This window comes from Flavobacterium silvisoli, assembly GCF_004329815.1.
GTDB lineage: Bacteria > Bacteroidota > Bacteroidia > Flavobacteriales > Flavobacteriaceae > Flavobacterium > Flavobacterium silvisoli.
Genome location: NZ_SJPE01000014.1, coordinates 30,162 through 50,094, shown reverse-complemented (window position 1 = coordinate 50,094; position 19,933 = coordinate 30,162). Strand labels below are relative to the sequence as shown.

Here is a 19,933-nt window from a genome sequence, read left to right as displayed (position 1 = left end):
TATTCTAATTTAACGGTTTAGATTTCACAAAGTTAATAGCTCTCTTTTCAAACACCAAATAATAGCAATACCCCATTAATGAGGATAAGAACAATACCAAAAACAATGCTAATATCAAGCTCACAGAAGTAGTGATTTTGGGATAAAACCTAAGAACAATCATTTGCAAAGGGTTATGAATCAAATAAATAGAATAAGTAGCATTTCCTATCATCATCATTAAAGCCTTTTTATTAATTTTTTTATTAAAGTAAACAATCGCAATATAAATCATTCCGAAAACTGCTGCAGCAAATACCAGGTTTATCGAAAATGAAAAAACCTGTAAATTATAAAACTTCAGATATCCAAAAACAGCAAAAGCGAAAAAGACAAACAGCAAACCCAGTAACTTATTAATCTTTATTCCTTTAATGATGATTAATGCTAATAAATATCCTAAGACAAATTCAATATTGTACGGAGACAGTAAGACTTGTATAAAAGGATTATTTAAAAAAGTAAGCGAATGTAAAGACGTGTAATTGAAGAGCAAAACAGATACAACCCAAACTAATACCAAATAGTTCCAAATCTTTCTGGAAAAAAAAGAAACGCTGAACAAGAGGTAAAAACACAATTCAAACGAAAGTGTCCAAGCAACCGATAAAGCCGGATTTCCGTGAGGGATTAGAGTAAGTGAAGTTAAAACACTTAAATCTCGACTACCATTGGAAAATGAAGGTATAACTGTGTATAACAACAACATGAAAACTCCGATGGGAAGATAAGGAACATAAATTCGTATCAATCGGTTTTTCACATAATCTCTAAAGGCATTCGGGTCATTGTATTTAAAATGAGCTGTATAAACTATGATAAAGCCCGACAATACAAAGAAGAAATCAACACCATATTTGCCAACAGCCCCTATAAAACTCAATAAAGGAGAATCGATTTTATGATAAAATTTTAGCGAACCTACCGAATGGTGAACTACAACCATAAGTGCAGCTATGCCTCTGAATATCTGTAAAACATCAAGATATTGACTTTTTGTATTAACAGTGCTCATGAATTAAGGATGGTTATTAATGGTGTTATTTTACTTTGAATACTATAATGTTCTTCCACTATTGCTCTTCCCTTTTTCCCCAATTGCTTTCTGAGCTCTTGATTCTGAATCAATACGATGAGTTTTTCCAACCACTGCTCATGAGTTGTAACTAAAAATCCATTCTCTCCCTCTTTTACCACTTCTTTATTCATCCCTACTGCCGAAGCTATTACAGGCACTCCGCACCCCATGTATTGAATCAGTTTATAGGAACACTTCCCTAATTCCCAAGGGGTATTCTCCAAAGGCATAATACCTATATCGAATTTTGAAATCAAATCAACCTCATGGGCTTCTGTCCATGGTATATATTTTACTTTTGAGCCCAATCCAATATCTTCTTTTGCGCCAATGATATGGAGTTCAACATCATATTTATCAAACAATTCAACAAATACCGCTCTGATATTTTTAATATATTTAAAAGTAGTAGGCGAACCAATCCATCCTATAACAACCTTGTCGTTTACATCTTTTTGTACAAAATATTTTTCAATATCAATTACAGTAGGCTGAAGAACAATATTTTTTGCTCCTGCATCGTTGGCTCTTTTGGCCAAATAATTATTTCCGGCAACAACACAACCGCTGTACCGCATAACATTATCAATCTTGTTTTTCAGAAAAAAAGAAAGTAACCTGCTGCGGCTCAAATCATAATTGTGAAATATCGCATCATCATAATCTACTATGTATTTCACATTCAAAAAAAGTAAGATTCTTTCAAACCAACTGAAAAAGTAGGGAAACAACTCCTTTTCGATTACAATTTTGTCATAACGAAAAACCGTAAAAAGCACTAAAAACCGATTCCAATAACATTTTAATACCGTTACTGCCGATGTCTTTTTACCGGAATACAAATCAATCAGATACTTTTCGGAAAACAACGGGCTTACCGCAACCTCAATCCCTTCCGATTGCAAAAACGGAAAAAACTGATAACTCCTCAAACGGCTGCTGGCTCCGTTCCGACTGTATTTGGTTAGGTATAATACTTTCATGCTTATTTGTTGGGCGTCATCAGAGTTTGGCAGTAAACTTAGTCATTTTCTAGGACAAATAACGTCGGATTATGACTTCATAGCTACCAAAGATAATATCATCCGAAAACCGTTCGGCTCCATATTGGGCTATTTGCGCTGCGGTCATCTGAACATTTTGTTGCAATCCATTATACAAAGTCTCCGCTAAAGCTTCCGGATTTTGGAATTGGCAAAGCCAGCCGTTATGGCCGTGTTGAATAACCTCAGCGTTGCCTCCCGGACAATCTGTGGCAATAACCGGTTTTCCCAAACAAAATGCTTCTATGATTACATTCGAGAAACCTTCATACAGCGACGAAGAAACCAAATAAGACGACTGTTGTATATAGTGATAAGGATTGGATTGATGCCCCAAGAGGAAAACATGATTTTCCAGACCACATTCTTGTATCTGGTGCTCAAGCTCTTTTTTAAGATTGCCTTGTCCCAAAATCGCAAGAGTAAAAACACAACCGCGCTTCATGAGCAGTTCACAAGCCCTTATGAGTGTCGGGTAATCTTTTTGAGTATTTAGTCGCCCAACGGCTACAAAAGCATACTGTTTATCGACCGGTTGCAGTGCTAATTTTTGTATGTGAGCTATCTTAACAGGGTTGTAAATAACCGATGAAGAAACCGGTTGCACACCGGTCTCTCTGATATAATCTTCAGCCATATAATGACACTGAAAAATGACATGATCAGATTTTTTGGCTATTATTTTATTGGCCCAAATGTACAAACTGCGTTTGAGGGCATTAGTAAACAAAAGTTTCTCAGCCCCAATGGTATTTCCTATTCTATTGATTATAACTGTTCTTTTAGGCAAAAAAGGCTTTGCCAAACTAGTCGTCAAACTCGCTCCTAAACTGCCAAATACAATTTTAGGTTGTTTTTCACGACAGAAACGGATGAAAGAAACAACCGATTTAGTGGCGCCTTTGGTGTGGAGTTCAAAAACAGGAATGGTATCCGGAATCTCCTGTAACAACGGTCCTTCTTTTCTAAATAACAACATAGCCAATGCTTCATCAGGATGTAGGCTGTGGTAACGCACCAACAAATTAAGCATTACCCGCTCAGCACCGCCTGCTCTGAGATCCGGAAGAAAAAACACTATCATTGGGTATTGTTTTCTATAAATTTAACCATAGTTGCTATAGTATTGTATTGACCATTGTAGCCGTCATTGAGCCCTTTTTGCAGGGTCGCATAATCCAAATACTGCCACAATGCACTCTCGTGATTTTTCATCAGATAATCTTTTGAGAGATCATTAGTATTCTTCGCATATTTTTTGCGAATTCGTTGATTGGTATCGCCCCCGAATAATTTCCAGATGAGTTTTGGCAGCGTTGGAGCTATATAATTCAAGGCTTTTTGAAACAAATTTTTTCCGAATTCATTACGAGCCGTAAGAATTGGAGCATACGGAACCTTGCCCTCTGTCAACTCATAATAGAGTCTGAAATGAATACCTTCTTTGAGCGTGCGTTGCAACTGGTTCTTCGTAGCGCTAAAAACACACTGATTAAACGACTCTATAGCAAACGGGGCAAAAATATCTTTGTTGACATTCCCGCGTTGAGAATAAACAAAACCTTGTTCTCCTCTGAAACGTTCTAAATGAAAAAAAGCCGAAGCTAATAATTGTATATAGTTTTCTTTGCTTTCAAAAACCTTGTATTTATTGTACAAGTAATACTCAATCCTGTCGGCCAATTGCTGGGTTACTTTCTCAGAAACCAGCGGGTGTGTGACCAACATCAAAGCATAGGATGAAATAAAGCTTTTAAAATTTTCTGTTTTCAAATATTTCAGTTTCTTTTCACCAAATTCCCAATCTGTGTCGGCACCATTACCCCCTAAACTCACTTTAAAAGAATCATCCGTTTCAAAAAAACGCCCAACGGATTGATCCAAAGCATTTGTAAAAGCATCTCCTTTGGAATCTTTGAATTCATTCAAAACCGGGGTAAAATCGTTTAGTTTAATTTCTAATTCAAATTTTTTATGAGGCACCCTAAATTTTCGGCTTAAATAGGAAGCAATCCATAAATCAAGTTTTCCTGCCCGATTATAGGTATACGTTTCCAGACTTTTTCCTTGGGTATTGTAGAAAAAACTCAACATGAGCCTCCCGTCAAATCCTCCTGATACTCCTATAGCTGTTTTGTGAAAATTTCTTAAATAGAGTGCGGCATTTTTGTACTCGAAAGCAGTTTTCTGAATGTTATGCTCAAAATTATTTGCCGGCACCAGAAGTTCGTTAACATCTTTATAAGAGGCTACTTTCATAACGCCTTCCTGAATGGTTAACATACCGTATTCCGGCAGTGTGAATACCTCTTTAAAGAGTGTATTATACCCCGGAAAAACACCAAATCTGCTGGTTAAAAAATCGCTTAAAACCTGTTCAGGATTGGCTGTTATTGCTTTGGTCGCCTGAAGTAACTTAAGGTAATTGGTGACGTAAATTTCATTCCCTTTTTGAAAGTAAAAAACCTTGTGAAAGCCGAAATTATCTCCGCTGCAAACAAATTGATCTTTGTTTAACTGAAATAATGCATACTGCCCATTGTACTCCTCCGGGGTATTGCAATCAATGTTTTTTATATCCCGGTAATCTACATCGGTAGTATTCTTACCAATCAATAAGCCTGAATAGCCCTTAAGGTTTTCATCATCAGACTGAAGGTATCGTTTTTGTGATTTTTCAAACTTGGTACAAAAAGAGACCAAATGGAAATTACCAAACTTTTTTTGATAAATTTCTTTTAAATGTAACTGACTTATTTGTTGGGTGATATTGTTGGCTTCGCTTAAAAAATCATCCGAAAAGCTACTCGCCCCATATTTTAATATCCAAATGTGCATCCTTGCTCCAATTTAATTTTTCAAATAGTTAAAGGGCACTTATCTCCCAAATTCCCATCGATTTATCTTTGTTCAGTCCATTTCCTTCGGTACAATTTTCATTAATGATTAAAAGCGGTTTTGGAAAGTTGAATGGTTTTTTTTCCAAATTTATTTTCCGCCAATTTCCAGTGACTATATCTGTATTTTTATCACACTCTGTAAAAGTAGTAGTCATTAAGTATTTACAGCCTGAAGATTTAATATTTTGTATAGCTGAAAAAATATTATCGTATGACAGATGCACTAAACAATCTCTCACGAAAATAAGATCACTCTGAGGTAATGGATCTTTAATTAAATCAACAACTTTAAACGTTACATTGGTTCTATCTTTAAAATTCTCACTATTTCTTTTAATCAAATCTTCTACTATGTCTCCACCGATGTACTGGGTTGAAGGCATATTAACTTCTTTCATCCAATTAAAGTCACCGCAAGGAACATCTAATAAACTAGTGATTTTTTTGTCAGATATTATTTCTTCCAAATCTTTTATCAATGTTATAGTTTGATTGATTTCAGAACCGCCACCGGAAATACTTTCTTTGCTGTTCCAATGATTAGTTTCATAAATATGTCGGAACGTTTCTTGCGGACTCATGTCTCTGAATTTAGAGAGTTTTTTTCTTCTCCAATTTATGAACCATGAAGGGATAATTTTTTTTAACTGGTTTTTCATTTCATTTTTGGTTTAAAACACAAGACTCGTAGTAAATTTCCGTTAAACGAGTCAGCATTTGGTTATACTACTAAAATTTATTTAAAATTCGTTTGAGCAGACTTGGTTTATACTCTACATAAGGTTTCCAAGCTGAAAAATCCAAAGGCAATTTATCGTTCGTTTTTTGGAGTACGCCGGTGAAAACAGTGTTGTACTGATTTAAAACAGTTGCCAAATCAAATCTGTTTTTAACGGTATTTTTAGCACCATGCTTCAATGCTTTCAAGAGATTTCTATCAGAATGTAATAACATTATTCTGTCAACATACAAAGTAACATCATTATTATCAATTAGGTACCCGTCAATCTGATTCGTAATAATGTAATCCGTCACTCCTTTTAACCGGTTGGCCACAGGTACTACTCCTTGATTCATACATTCAATAATGGTTAATCCAAATCCCTCAACTGTAGACGGAAATAACTGAATATCCCAATCTTTCACAGCCTTATTTATGTCTTCCTTATCTAAATTTCCGTGGTCTTTATAAATAATATTTTCGTTATTCAACTTTTCAAGTAGAAGTGCTTTATCTTCTCCTCCTCCAACAAGTTCAAATTCATATGGAATAGACAACTTTTTTAAAATTTCAGGAAGCAAAAAAATATTTTTATGACCTTGATGCATTCTGCCCAAATAACCTAAACAAAGAATACCGTTGTCATTGTATTTTATGTCATTGTCATCCAAAGTAACTCCATGAGGTATCAAGGAAACATTTGAATTGAAAAAATCAAAAGGAATCCTTTTTTCTATTTCTTGCATTTGCTTTGAAGAAATGCATATGATTTGGTCAACATATTCTATATGAGAAGTAACATATTTGTATACTCTGGGTGTATCACTGTTTACAATTTGTACAATTCTGGTTTTTTCATTCAGAAAAGGAATTAAAGAGACAACAATGGGCGAATTCATTGGAATAATGATATCAAAATGCGCATTTTCAATATAATCAAACACTATTTTAGCCAAGTGTGTTTGATCTTTATTTTTATCTAAATCATTACCCAAGTGAATAAAGCTAGAGTCACATATCAGTGAAATATCAATTTTTCCTACACCAATTAAAGAAAATTCAAAATCTTTTAATCCATGCTTTAAATAACAATAATGGGTATAATTACCGCCTGATAAGGGTAACCCAAAAAAAGCTATTTTCTTTTTTTTATCGGACATTTCTATATTTCATATAATATTTTTTACCTAGAAAACTCAACACTAATTTACCCAAAATTGCTAATCGGGAGGGATTGTATTTATAAGACAAAAGGAAAGCCTTCCATGCCTTTATGGCATTTCCGTTTATTGCATGTAATTCACCTAAGCGTTCCTGAATCTCACTCCACCTTTTGGTGGGATTTTTTAAATTTTCAAAGTATTTTTCTATGAATTTTTCTAAAAAAAATAACTTATCGGATTGAATCCTACTCATTGCGTTAGAATGAACATAATAACTCATCAGAACTTCATCTGTGTAATCAACAGTAAAAAATTCCGACAATCTGTAATAAAACTCAATATCCTCTCTTGAGCGGAAAGCTACATCAAATCCACCTATCTTATCTACAGCTTCTCTGGAACACATTACCATAGAGGGCGGGCCGATATGATTCAACCCTAAAATCGAGCGAACATTCCCTTTGTATTTTGGATAAACAATAGTTTCTGTACGAGTTTCAACATCTATTCTTAAAAAAGCACTATAAACAAGCCCTACATTACTATCTGAGTTTTTGAAAATCTTTAATTGAACTTCTGTTTTTTGCGGATGAAATTCATCATCGTCATCCAAAAAGGAAATGTAGTCTCCTTTTGCGTTTAATAACCCTGTATTTCTAGCAGCAGACAAACCCTTATTAGATTCATGCTTTAGATAAATTATTTTTTTATCGTTAATTAATCCTTCCAGTTTTTGGTGTGTTAATTTCCGACTTTCACTATTATTGTCATTATCATCAACAACTATAATCTCAATATTCTTGTAGGTTTGATTTAAAACAGAATCTATAGCCCGCATCAAATAATCAGAGCGCTTGTATGTTGGAATAATTACTGATACCAGTGGATTCGTTATCATTCTATTTCAATTAATTTAGAATTGTGAAATTTATGGTTTATTTTCTTGCCGAGGATTGCAGAAACCATTTTTATTTTTTCTGCCAATTCCCCTTCATTAAAACCATAAAATTTTGTTTTGTGATATTCTATATTTTTCCTTTTATGAGGCTTTAACATTAAATATAATTTTGTTTTTAACATTTCCGTAAAGTATACTTTTTGGATGAATGCTGACGATATATTCTTGTTTTGTGTGTGTTGTTCTTTTTCTGTTATTAATTCATTAATGACTTTTAACAGCGATTCGAAACTGTCCTCATTGAAATTATAAAGCAACTGATTTGCCAGCTGACTTTCAAGTTGTCTTACAGGCGCATTCTCATTTGCCTCCATATTGTTTAAATATGACACTACCTCGTTAATTCCATTTGCCTTAACCCCCATTTGATTAGGCAACCAAACATCATAATCCTGATTGACATGAGTTTCAAAATTAATCACTAATTTGTTGGCTAATGTCGCTTCTATAGCCGTTGTACACCCATCGTGAATTATAGCTTTTGAAGCTATTATCCAAGGAAGAATCGGCCCATCATGACTTACAAAAATATTATTAACTCCCACAAAAACAGTTTTATAATATTGATGATTTTCAGAAGGGTGCGGTCTGAATACAAAATTCAACTTTGGGAATTTTACTGCTAATTCATGGGTAAGACAAACCAAATCAATCATTTTTTTGGAAGAATGACAAAAGAAATTGACACGTTTTAATCGTTGTGTTTCATCAGCAACGTTGTAATCTCCTTTTTCTGAAAATACATGTTCTAAACCTAATCCGTGATTTGCCATGCCATAATTACCGTTAATCAGGACAAAGTTACCGTATGCTTTTTTCAATATTTCAACTTTTGAAAAATACAAGGAATGCCATTTTTCCTTGCACAAATCAAATCGTGGATGTCCGGTAGTAATGACTGATGATTTAGGTCTTCTTGCTTCATCTATTCTTTTTTGGAAATCACCCCAAACACAAATTTTATCATTCTCATCAAAAAAATCGGTGTTGTATTGTGATTTTAAAATTCGAATCCAATCTGCCTCCTTACCCGGAAAAACAGCCCCTTCTTCGTGTAAATATATCACGTCAAAATTGTATTTTTTCAACAGGTGATACTTCTCCCCCTTCTCAAGATCAGAACGTTTATTAAAAATATTTTTACCGATGTATAGTCCACCATGTGGAATTTTCGGAACTAATTTCATTAAAAATTCGTGCTGACCAATGTATACTTTATGCCCTTGATTGGAGAGAAAACCTGCCAAAACAATTTTAAAATCAATTTCTCTGTTAATGGTTTCAATTGGTAACAAAATGTTCATACAGTATTTTTTTTTTGGTGTCTCCTCTTTGAATTTAGATGCTGATTTTAAATATCGTTAAAAATAGCTAAAAACCTCATAATAAAACCCTTATATTTAACTGATTTTTATCTTTAAAAACTTATTATTCTTGAAGAGATTACCGATGATTTTTTTGTTAAAGACATAAAAAAGAAATGCCGTTAAAACAAAATAGATGAATCCGAAAATCATAATAGAAAATAATGCCGGTATATGAGCAAACAAAAGCTTAATACAAAAATTCAATCCAAACCCAGCCAAGGCATGAATTAACATTAGGAATAGCAGAGAATACAATTCTTTTTTAAACGAAAAACTAAGAATACGGCTGGTAAAATAAAAATAAGTTACAGAGGTTAATATGGTTATTATAACAATAAGCCATAATATTTGAGGCAAATCGTAAAAAGATATTAAAGAGAAAATCGTAACTAAAACGACGATTTTAGAAATCAGTTCAATTTTAAAAAAAAGATTGACTTTATTCTTTACTTTAAAAATACTTTGACACTGTCCGTTTATTGGAAAAAAAGTACTCCCGACTGCCGCAATTTTCACATAAGGTTCCATTCCAAACCACTTTACCCCTAATAATAACCTTATAATTTCATGAGCCTGAAAATAAAAAATTCCGTTGACAATCAAAATTAAAAAGGTTACGGTTTTAATGTTTTGAAGAACAATTTTCTTTAAAGGCTTTGTGTTATTTTGTAACTTAACTAGGGTTGGATAAAGTCCCTTTAAAAAAGGTCCGTTTATAATATCTATAGGTGTATTTTGCATACTGGTTGACTTGGAATACAAACCTAAAGTAGTCGGCGAATAGGCTTTTGCATAAATTAAATTCAACGATTGGGCATAAAATCTGGAGATTAAACTTACTCCCAACAATCGTACTCCGAATTTATAAAGAGGTAGTACCAATTTAAAATCAAAAACAAAAGATGGACGAAACCGGATGTTAACAACTAACAGCAAAGAATAAATAAATACATTCACCAATTGCTGAACAATTAATGAAACGATTCCAAAGCCGTGATAAGCCATCGTTATTCCTACCAAAAGACTGATTAAAGACGCAGGTATTCGGGCCTTTGTTATTTTTTTTATTTGCAAATCCTTTATCGCCTTAACAATTTGAACTAATCCAAAAGCTTCAATAATAAGGGTCAACGATTGCAATCTTATATAAAAAGAAAGGTTTTCGTAGCCATAACTATCCTGTATGTAAGGAGCCACAATAAAAAGACAGGAATAAATAAACACAGACTTACCCATGTTCAACCAAAAGACGGAAGAATAATCAACTTCAGTAACTTCTGCTTTTTGAATCAAAGCTTCTTTCAAACCTGAATCTATGAAAAGAGTAGTCAACAAATAAAACACATTCACTATAGCCAAAACACCAAAAGCTGAAGGCTCCAACAATCGAGCAAGAACCAAACTCAGAATGAAACTGACAACCTGCAGACTAATGGACTCTATAAAAGACCATTTCACATTGGAAACTGTGGCTTTTTTAATACTCATAGCGAATTGTAGATAACCGTAAGTTATTCTTTTATTGAATTATTTAAAAGCTTATACTTCATTTCTGCCAATTGCCAATCAATCAAAGAATCAATATCCTGTATTTCGGTTTCGTCCAAAATAATTGAGGCCGTTTTATCAGTAAACAGGGAATCCTTAATGGTTGCCGGGGTGTACCAATACCATTGACCGGCATCGTGATAATATTTTTTCAGGTCTTGGGATCGACTGTTCATGTATTGGTTCCAAACCATACGCGTTATACCATTATCAATCTCAACCGCGCGTAACAAAGGATAAGAAAAAGGAACAATAGGATATACAACATCCAGTTTTTGACTGATTAATAAGTCATATCCTTCCTTGAGTTTGGCAATACTAATAAGGGGTGCCGTCGGATAAATACAGCAAATGCAGTCAAAAGTCAGATTCAGCTTTTCCTTGTAAACTGACTCCACTTCTTTAAGTACGTCTAGCGTAGTTGCATAATCATCCGCATTTTTTTCGCTGCGCATAAAAGGAACTTTAGCGCCGTATTGCTTGGCTACTTCTGCAATTTCAGAATCATCGGTAGACACCATCACTTCATCAAAAAGCCCGGACTGTAAAGCGGCTTCTATCGAATAGGCAATGATGGGCTTCCCTAAAAAGTTCTTGATGTTCTTACGCGGAATTCTTTTGCTTCCGCCTCTTGCCGGAATAATGGCTAAGTTTTTCATTGCAGTAGTTTATTTTTTCAAGTATTCTGAAGCCAACAAGGAAATCACATATGAATCCCAGTATCGCCCTTCGCTGAAGGCATTTTGTCTTAACATGCCATCAACATGAAAATGGAATTTGTTTTTGAAAAAATTCAGTTTCTTCTCGTCGTATTCATACAATTCCATCCAAATTTTATTCAAATTCAAATCTTTAAATCCGTAGTCAATCAATACGCTGGCGGCATCTGATGCATATTTGTCATCCATATACAATTCATCATGTCCGATATAAAATGAAAAGTCTGCCGACCTGATAATCCAATTGGTATATAAAAGTCCACAGGCGCCGAGAGGTTTATTGGTTTCCAAATCAACAATAACAAACATAAAATCGTTTGGACTGCTGCAGGTTCTGTTAAACCAAGCTTCTTGATTGAACAGATTGAGTTCTTTGTGCTCTCTGAAATTTTTTCTGAAATGGGGAATATTTCTCCAATCTCTCAAAAGAATCAAATCCTCTTTTTCTATGGCTCTCAGTCCGGTGTATTTCCCTTTTAACATGACTTTATTGTATGTGATTTTTAGTAATGTGTTCTCCCTTTCCCAGAGGTTGTGTCAATTTTTTACCAATTAATTCATCAATTTGGTAAGGTGAAAATCCATCAGAAGGGATTGGTCGCAATGCTTCTAAATCTTGTTTTTCTATAATTTTTCCTACCGGCAAATCAACCGTAGCACGTAATGATCTTCTTTGTACAATCAGAGATGTTTTCTCATTCTCCTCAATTCTTTTGATACCATCGCCTAAAGCATAATAAACCTCGTTAGCATTGTCTACCATTTCTCTCCATGTCTTCGGATTCATAGCAAACTTATGGTCAGGACCTTCGTGCTCATTGCTGTCGGTAAAGTGTTTTTCGATGACCACAGCTCCCAGAGCAACCGCTCCTAATACAGTGGCATGTCCTAAGGTATGATCAGACAATCCTAAAACCGCATTGGGATAGCGTTGCGCAAAATCTTTTAAAACATTCAAATTAACATATTTATACTTGTCCTTATCCAAAGTATAATTAGTGTTGCATTGCATTAATACAATATCGTCGGTCAAAGCCTCAAGAGCAGTCATGGCTCTTTCTACATCTTCCATTTCAGAAGCTCCGGTAGCTATAAGGACAGGTTTATTCTTTTTTGCTATGTGCTCAATAATTTCAATCCAGGTGATATCACCCGAACCGATTTTGTATAAATCTACATATGTATCAACCGCATCTACCGATTGAAAATCGTACGGACTGGTAAAAAAATCAATCCCAACTTCATCACATTTCTTCTTCAATAAAGGTGTCCAATCGAGTGAAATACTGGCATCTTCATAAACTTCATAAACACTCTTCTTCCATTTGGATTGGTGGGACAGTTGTGTTCCCAAATTTTCAAAACCCACTCGGCTCACAATTTTAGCCGCTTGAAAATTTTGAAATTTAGCAGCATCAGCTCCGGCCTCTTTGGCCAATTCAATCAACCGGTAAGCCTTATCAAGACTACCATCGTGGTTGGCACCAATATCGGCAATAAAGTAGAGTGGTTCACCGGGTCCTATAACTCTGTTTCCAAATTTTATTTTTTTCATACGTGTTATTTTAATGCTCTTAAATCTTTTTCCAACATAGAAAAACCCGAATGAAAAGAAAAATCAAAGTCTTTCATTACGGATTTAACAGTATCATTTTTTAAAGTAGTATTTAAAGCTCTGGGAGCTACAAATTCTTTGGGATCAAAGTAAACTTTGTTCACCTGAGTATTCTGAAAACCAAACGTTTCTGCAATTTTCATCAGGAAATCGTATTTTGAGAGTTTCTCATCAACGGCGACATTGTAAGTACCATAAGGAATGTCTGAGGCAATTAATTTAGCCATAAAGGCCGCCAATTGCCCTACATACATTGGGTTGAAAAACATATTGTCAAAACCATTAATGGTATTTCCCGCTTGCAGCTCTGTATACGCCCATTCGAACAGAGATTTTTTCATAGGTTGATTAAACCCATAAATATTAGTACGAAGTATATAGTAGTTATCCGTAAATGTTTTAACCGCTTCTTCTCCCAATAGCTTTGTTTCAGCGTAATAATTCAAAGGGTTCACAGCAGAAGTTTCTGTATAATCTCCGGCTTGTCCATCAAAAACAGCATCAGTTGAAACATAAACATAACATCTGGCATTCAGCAATTTTACTACATTTTCAGCTGATTTAACATTGGATTGAAAGGCCAATGCCTTATCGGTTTCACACAAATTAACATTGACTTCGGCAGAACAATGAATGACGGCATCAAAAGAGAGTGACTGCAATGATTCCATAAAAGTTTCAGAAGTCAAATCTCCATGATGCATTACTACACCTTCCAACTCATATCCGGGCTGACGGGAAACACCGTGTATTACATACGGTTCATTGTGTTTGAAATGAGCATACACCGCCTTACCCAGCATGCCTGAAATTCCCGTTATCAACACCTTCTTCTTCATGTTAGTGCTATTCAAATGTTGGGTCTACGTGTTCCTTTATTAGTTTTCGCATACTTTCAACAGTTTCCCATTCGGTATTGTCTCCCGAGTTGTAGTTAAAACCGGCAGGGACTGGTTTTGCATTAAAATGAAGTATGTATTCACTAAGATTAAATCTTGGCACAGACGGAAGTATGGTGTAATATTTACCCAAATCATAGGTGTAAAAAGAGTCTGATGCAGTAATCATTTCTTCGTGTATTTTTTCTCCCGGTCTTATTCCAACCACTTCTATCGGACAATCAGGCGCAACAGCTTTGGCCACATCTGTAATGCGGTATGATGGTATTTTCGGTATAAAAATCTCACCTCCCCAGGCATGTTCCATAGCATGCATCACCATGTCTACTCCGCCCTGTAGTGAAATATTGAAACGGGTCATCGTCGGATCGGTAATGGGTAGTTTTCCTTCTGCTCTTTTCTTAATAAAGAACGGAATTACAGAGCCGTTGGAACCCATTACATTTCCGTAACGAACCACAGAAAATTTAATCGGATTTGCGCCTTTGATGTTGTTGGCGGCTACGAACAATTTATCTGAAGTCAGTTTGGTGGCTCCATATAAATTAATAGGTGCACAAGCCTTATCTGTAGATAGTGCTACCACATGTTGTACTCCGGTTTCCAAAGAAGCGTGAATCACATTTTCAGCACCGCCAATGTTAGTTTTAATACACTCATCGGGATTGTACTCTGCCAAATGTACATGTTTCATAGCAGCCGCATGAATTACATAATCCACATCGCGGAATGCCCTTACCAAACGCTCTTTATCCCTGACATCACCAAGCAGGAAACGAACTTGCGGAAATTGACCCGCAGGATATTCCTGGGCCATTTGAAACTGTTTCTGCTCATCTCTGGAAAAGATGATTAATTTCTTCACTTGTGGGAAATGAGTCAGAATGTGTTTGGTTAAAGCCTTTCCCAGTGACCCGGTTCCTCCCGTTATAAGAATCGTTTTATTATTTAGCATTTTTCTATTATTGCAAGATTATATATTATTTTACTTTATTTATTACCAATTAAAAAAATTGCTTATCGTAAATCTGCATACTTTTTATACCAATCTACAAATTCGCGTATACCTTTATCAATAGAGGTGTTGGGGCAGTAGTTAAAATCTTTTTGTAAATCACTCACATCTGCCCAAGTCCGCTCCACATCACCGGGCTGCATCGGTTTCATGGTCTTGATTGCTTTTTTACCGATACATTTTTCTATGGCTTCAATAAAATCCAACAGTTTAACCGGTTTGTTGTTGCCAATATTATATAAGGCATATTTTTTTGCATATTGGGTATGGGTTAGGGTAGCTACAACTCCTTCAACAATATCATCAACATAGGTAAAATCTCTGTAAAGTTCACCATTATTGAAAACATCAATAGGTTTATCGTTTAAAATTGCATTGGTAAACAAAAACATGGCCATATCCGGTCTGCCCCAAGGACCATAAACGGTAAAAAACCTAAGACCAATACTTTGAAAATCAAACAAATGAGTATAGGTGTACGCCATCAATTCATTTGATTTCTTGGTCGCGGCATAAATACTTATCGGTTCGTCTACCGGGTCAGCGGTTGAAAAAGGAACAGATTTACTGTTTCCGTAAACACTGGAACTACTGGCATACACCAGCTTTTTAACATTATTATGCCGCATACACTCTAACAGATTGATGAACCCAACAATGTTACTCTGAACATACACCATAGGATCTTCTATGCTGTATCGGACTCCGGCCTGAGCGGCTAAATTACATACCGCATCAAATGAATATTCTTTAAAAAGTATGGGCAGATTCAACTGATCTTCCAAATCCATTTTTATAAAATGTAATTGATCCGGATGTGTTTTGCTCTTCGAAATCTTGTGTTCAAAAACATCAGTCACTCCCAACTGCTCTAAACGACTCATCTTTAAATTGATATCATAGTAACCGTTGATATTATCCAAACCAACAACCTGATGTCCTAGGGCAATCAATTTTTTGCTCAGATGAAATCCTATAAATCCGGCGGCACCGGTTACTAATAGTATCATTTTAAATCAATTATAATTGCAATCAGGATTGCTGTTTGTCATACTGTTGTTCATAGTACTTCTGATAATCTCCCGAGGTCACATTTTTCAGCCAGGCCTCATTGGCCAAATACCAATCGATGGTTTTTTCCAGCCCTTGCTCAAAGGTTACCGATGGTTCCCATCCCAACTCTTTATTAATTTTGGAAGCATCAATAGCATAACGCAAATCATGCCCCGGACGGTCTTTTACATAGGTAATTAATTTAGCTGATTCCCCATCGGCACGACCCAGTTTTTTATCCATCTGCTGACAAAGCAATTTAACCAAATCAATGTTTTGCCATTCGTTGAAACCACCAATGTTGTACGTTTCATGATTTTTACCTTCGTGGAAAACCAAATCAATAGCAACCGCATGGTCTTCTACAAAAAGCCAGTCACGGGTATATTTGCCATCGCCATAAACCGGCAACGGTTTATTGTTGATGATGTTATTGATAAAAAGGGGAATCAATTTCTCCGGAAAGTGATTAGGCCCGTAATTATTAGAACAATTGGTAATCACATAAGGCAATCCGTAAGTCTCACCATAAGCCCGAACAAAATGATCAGAACTGGCTTTTGAAGCCGAGTAAGGAGAATTCGGGTCGTAAGGAGTGGTTTCAGTAAACAAGCCTGTGGCTCCTAAACTTCCATACACCTCGTCAGTAGAAATATGATAAAAACGCTTTCCTTCGAAATTGTCTTTCCAAATGGCTTTAGCAGCATTCAACAAATTCATCGTCCCGATAACATTGGTTTTTACAAAAGCCAACGGATCGGTAATGGAACGGTCAACGTGGGACTCCGCTGCCAAATGCAACACGCCGTCAAACCGGTGTTTTTCGAATAAAGCATGGATAAAATCCGCATCGGTTATATCTCCTTTTACAAAAGTATAATGGGGTGCATTTTCGATGTCAGTTATGTTTTCTAAATTTCCGGCATAAGTCAAAGCATCCAAATTATATATTTGATAATTTGGGTACCTATTCACAAATCGTCTCACCACATGAGAACCTATAAATCCTGCTCCACCAGTAATCAATATCTTTTTCATCTATAAAAATTTAACTAAAATATTCCTTATTTAAAAAACTCAAAACCAACAACCACTCCTTACAATTTACCGTCTGCCTTATCTTTTAAAATTCCTTTTACATCAAATAAAACACCGTTCGGTTTTTTGAGTTGAGCAAAATCGAGAGCTTCAAATTCTTTATGAGCTACACCAAGCACCAAAGCATCGTAGGTGGCACTTGGCAACTGGTTGGTCATTTTTAAGTGATACTCGTGCATCACTTCTTCCGGATTGGCCCATGGGTCAAAGATAGTCACTTCTATACCGTAATCAGCCAAAGCCATCACCACATCTACAATTTTAGTATTGCGTACATCCGGACAATTTTCTTTAAACGTGAAACCCAACATCAACAATTTTGCTCCGTTAATAGTTACGCCTTTTTTAATCATCAACTTTACTACTTGTGCCGCCACATATTCGCCCATACTGTCGTTGAGGCGTCTTCCGGCCAAAATAATTTCGGGGTGATATCCCTTCTCCTGAGCTTTTTGGGCTAAATAGTAAGGATCCACACCTATGCAGTGTCCGCCCACCAGCCCGGGTTTGAACGGGAGAAAATTCCATTTCGTTCCGGCAGCTTCTAAAACAGCGTGGGTATCGATTTCTAATAAATTAAAAATTTTAGCCAGTTCATTTACAAAAGCAATGTTGATATCGCGCTGTGAATTTTCAATCACTTTAGCAGCTTCAGCCACTTTAATGGAAGGAGCCAAATGCGTCCCGGCGGTGATGACTGATCGGTATAAATCGTTTACTTTCTGACCGATTTCGGGAGTGGAACCAGAGGTTACTTTGAGTATTTTCTCTACGGTATGTTCTTTATCTCCGGGGTTAATGCGCTCCGGAGAATAGCCTGCAAAAAAATCAACATTGAATTGCAAACCGCTTATCTTTTCCAAAACCGGAATGCATTCCTCCTCAGTAACACCGGGGTATACCGTAGACTCATAGATGACTATATCTCCTTTTTTCAAAACTTTTCCAACCGTTTCACTGGCCTTGTAGAGCGGAGTCAAATCGGGACGATTGTTTTTGTCTACCGGAGTAGGAACAGTTACTATATAATAATTACACTGCTTAATATCGTCTAAATTGCTACTGCAAAAAAGCCCTTTTTCCGCTGATGGCGAATCGACCAATACCGCTTTCAAAGTGGCTTCGTCTACTTCAAGTGTAGCATCGCAACCCGAATTCAAGGCTGCTATCCTGTCTTGATTGATATCAAACCCAACAACTGCATATTGGGTAGCAAACAATCTTGCCAAGGGCAAACCAACGTATCCGAGTCCGATTATTGCAATTTTTACACTCATATTTTTTAAAAAATTAAAATTGATGCCATTCCCTGAGGCCTATCTGCTTCCTATGGATTGATAAACGAATCCTATGGCTCTCATTTTATCGGCGTCTAATAAATTCCGGCCATCAAAAACAAAAGCCGGCTTAAGCATATTATCGTAAATCTTCTGCCAATCGTATGCTTTAAATTCATCCCATTCGGTTAAAATAGCAATAGCGTGAGCATTTTGGCAAGCTTCATAAGCATCGCCGGAGGCCATCAGGTACTTTTCGTTTTCTGCCGGAGTTCTTGTGTCCAAGTAATCTAGATCAGACAATGCCTGTTGATAAGACACTTTAGGATCATACAAGGCCACAGAAGCTTGTTCATTAATCAAATCATCAGCCACATAAATAGCAGCAGATTCACGCGTATCATTAGTATCTTTTTTGAAAGCCCAACCTAAAAAGGCAATCTTCTTACCCGATACGGTATTATAAAGTGTTTGTACTATATTTTTTGAAAAACGTCTTTTTTGATGGTCATTCATAATAATCACCTGCTCCCAGTAATCAGCCACTTCATGCAGTCCGAAAGCTTTGGAAATATAAACCAAATTCAGTATGTCTTTTTGGAAACAGGAACCTCCGAAACCTACAGACGCTTTTAGAAACTTAGACCCGATACGACTATCCATTCCAATGGCTTTGGCCACTTCATTCACATTGGCTTCTGTCTTTTCACACAGCTCTGAAATTGCATTGATGGATGATACTCTTTGCGCCAGAAAAGCATTGGCAGTCAATTTTGACAATTCTGATGACCAAACATTAGTTTTTAAAATGCGGTCTTTCGGCACCCAGTTAGCGTAAACTTCTACTAAAGCATCGATGGCTTTTTGCCCTTCAACAGTGGTCTCGCCTCCAATCAATACTCTATCCGGATTCAACAAATCGACAACAGCAGTTCCTTCGGCTAAAAATTCGGGGTTGGATAGAATTTGGAATTGAACTCCGTTACCGGTATTGTCCAAAATACTCTTAATAGCCTCGGCTGTTCTGACGGGCAAAGTTGATTTTTCTACTATGATTTTATCATTTTTGGCTACTTTGGCTATCTGACGGGCACACAATTCTATGTGCTTCAAATCGGCCGCCATTCCTTTTCCGGTTCCATACGTTTTGGTTGGGGTGTTTACCGATATGAATATCAATTGAGCCTCATCAATGGCTTTATCAACATCGGTAGAAAAAAATAAATTTCTCCCACGGGCATGAGCTACAATCTCATTCAGTCCCGGTTCATAAATAGGGATGTTGTTAATGTCTTTATCATTCCAAGCTGCTATTCTTTTCTCGTTTAAATCAACCACAGTCACTTTAATATGTGGGCATTTTTCGGCGATAACTGCCATAGTCGGACCTCCTACATAACCGGCACCAATACAACAAATGTTAGTAATATTCATTCTATT

At 36.1% G+C, this 19,933-nt stretch carries 18 protein-coding genes; all 18 read right to left on the bottom strand.

Going from position 1 to position 19,933, the window contains the following annotated elements; genetic code table 11:
- Positions 1 to 4: 4 nt before the first annotated feature.
- Positions 5 to 1,054 carry an acyltransferase family protein gene (locus EZL74_RS10985; protein ID WP_131476664.1) on the bottom strand — a complete coding sequence of 350 codons (1,050 nt, stop codon included), beginning with the start codon at positions 1,052 to 1,054 and terminating at the stop codon, positions 5 to 7.
- Positions 1,051 to 2,100 (bottom strand): glycosyltransferase family 4 protein, encoded by a 1,050-nt coding sequence (locus EZL74_RS10980; protein ID WP_131476663.1) that lies wholly within the window; start codon positions 2,098 to 2,100, stop codon positions 1,051 to 1,053. The genes EZL74_RS10985 and EZL74_RS10980 overlap by 4 nt, the downstream gene beginning before the upstream one ends.
- A gap of 49 nt (positions 2,101 to 2,149) precedes the next feature.
- Positions 2,150 to 3,244: a glycosyltransferase gene (locus EZL74_RS10975; RefSeq protein WP_131476662.1), complete on the bottom strand. Its 1,095-nt coding sequence runs from the start codon at positions 3,242 to 3,244 to the stop codon at positions 2,150 to 2,152.
- Positions 3,241 to 4,998: a hypothetical protein gene (locus EZL74_RS10970; protein ID WP_131476661.1), complete on the bottom strand. Its 1,758-nt coding sequence runs from the start codon at positions 4,996 to 4,998 to the stop codon at positions 3,241 to 3,243. The genes EZL74_RS10975 and EZL74_RS10970 overlap by 4 nt, the downstream gene beginning before the upstream one ends.
- Positions 4,999 to 5,026: 28 nt before the next feature.
- Positions 5,027 to 5,719, bottom strand: a complete 693-nt coding sequence (locus EZL74_RS10965) for a class I SAM-dependent methyltransferase (protein WP_131476660.1) — start codon at positions 5,717 to 5,719, stop codon at positions 5,027 to 5,029.
- A gap of 70 nt (positions 5,720 to 5,789) precedes the next feature.
- A complete protein-coding gene (locus EZL74_RS10960) occupies positions 5,790 to 6,941 on the bottom strand; it encodes a glycosyltransferase family 4 protein (protein ID WP_131476659.1) in 1,152 nt (383 codons plus the stop codon).
- Positions 6,931 to 7,842: a glycosyltransferase family 2 protein gene (locus EZL74_RS10955; RefSeq protein WP_131476658.1), complete on the bottom strand. Its 912-nt coding sequence runs from the start codon at positions 7,840 to 7,842 to the stop codon at positions 6,931 to 6,933. Before EZL74_RS10955 ends, EZL74_RS10960 begins: the two co-directional genes overlap by 11 nt.
- Entirely contained in the window at positions 7,839 to 9,206 is a 1,368-nt protein-coding gene (locus EZL74_RS10950) for a surface carbohydrate biosynthesis protein (RefSeq protein WP_131476657.1), read from the bottom strand. The genes EZL74_RS10955 and EZL74_RS10950 overlap by 4 nt, the downstream gene beginning before the upstream one ends.
- Before the next feature lie 96 nt (positions 9,207 to 9,302).
- On the bottom strand, positions 9,303 to 10,757 hold the full coding sequence (locus tag EZL74_RS10945; protein ID WP_131476656.1) for a lipopolysaccharide biosynthesis protein: 1,455 nt from the start codon (positions 10,755 to 10,757) through the stop codon (positions 9,303 to 9,305).
- 23 nt (positions 10,758 to 10,780) lie between these two features.
- Positions 10,781 to 11,476, bottom strand: coding sequence for a pseudaminic acid cytidylyltransferase (pseF, locus tag EZL74_RS10940; protein WP_131476655.1), 696 nt, complete (start codon positions 11,474 to 11,476; stop codon positions 10,781 to 10,783).
- A gap of 9 nt (positions 11,477 to 11,485) precedes the next feature.
- On the bottom strand, positions 11,486 to 12,019 hold the full coding sequence (locus EZL74_RS10935) for a GNAT family N-acetyltransferase (RefSeq protein ID WP_131476654.1): 534 nt from the start codon (positions 12,017 to 12,019) through the stop codon (positions 11,486 to 11,488).
- Between the two features lie 4 nt (positions 12,020 to 12,023).
- A complete protein-coding gene (locus EZL74_RS10930; RefSeq protein ID WP_131476653.1) occupies positions 12,024 to 13,091 on the bottom strand; it encodes an N-acetylneuraminate synthase family protein in 1,068 nt (355 codons plus the stop codon).
- Between the two features lie 5 nt (positions 13,092 to 13,096).
- Complete coding sequence (locus EZL74_RS10925) at positions 13,097 to 13,990, bottom strand: SDR family oxidoreductase (RefSeq protein ID WP_131476652.1); 894 nt, start codon at positions 13,988 to 13,990, stop codon at positions 13,097 to 13,099.
- Between the two features lie 7 nt (positions 13,991 to 13,997).
- Entirely contained in the window at positions 13,998 to 15,005 is a 1,008-nt protein-coding gene (gene pseB / locus EZL74_RS10920) for a UDP-N-acetylglucosamine 4,6-dehydratase (inverting) (RefSeq protein WP_131476651.1), read from the bottom strand.
- A 62-nt stretch (positions 15,006 to 15,067) separates the two neighbouring features.
- Positions 15,068 to 16,075, bottom strand: coding sequence for an NAD-dependent epimerase/dehydratase family protein (locus EZL74_RS10915; RefSeq protein ID WP_131476650.1), 1,008 nt, complete (start codon positions 16,073 to 16,075; stop codon positions 15,068 to 15,070).
- A 22-nt stretch (positions 16,076 to 16,097) separates the two neighbouring features.
- Positions 16,098 to 17,156 carry a dTDP-glucose 4,6-dehydratase gene (rfbB, locus tag EZL74_RS10910; protein WP_131476649.1) on the bottom strand — a complete coding sequence of 353 codons (1,059 nt, stop codon included), beginning with the start codon at positions 17,154 to 17,156 and terminating at the stop codon, positions 16,098 to 16,100.
- A gap of 59 nt (positions 17,157 to 17,215) precedes the next feature.
- The gene (locus tag EZL74_RS10905) at positions 17,216 to 18,493 is read right to left on the bottom strand and encodes a nucleotide sugar dehydrogenase (RefSeq protein ID WP_131476648.1); all 1,278 of its coding nucleotides are present in this window, start codon (positions 18,491 to 18,493) and stop codon (positions 17,216 to 17,218) included.
- Positions 18,494 to 18,532: 39 nt separating this feature from the next.
- On the bottom strand, positions 18,533 to 19,927 hold the full coding sequence (locus EZL74_RS10900; protein ID WP_131476647.1) for a UDP-glucose 6-dehydrogenase: 1,395 nt from the start codon (positions 19,925 to 19,927) through the stop codon (positions 18,533 to 18,535).
- Positions 19,928 to 19,933 lie beyond the last annotated feature (6 nt).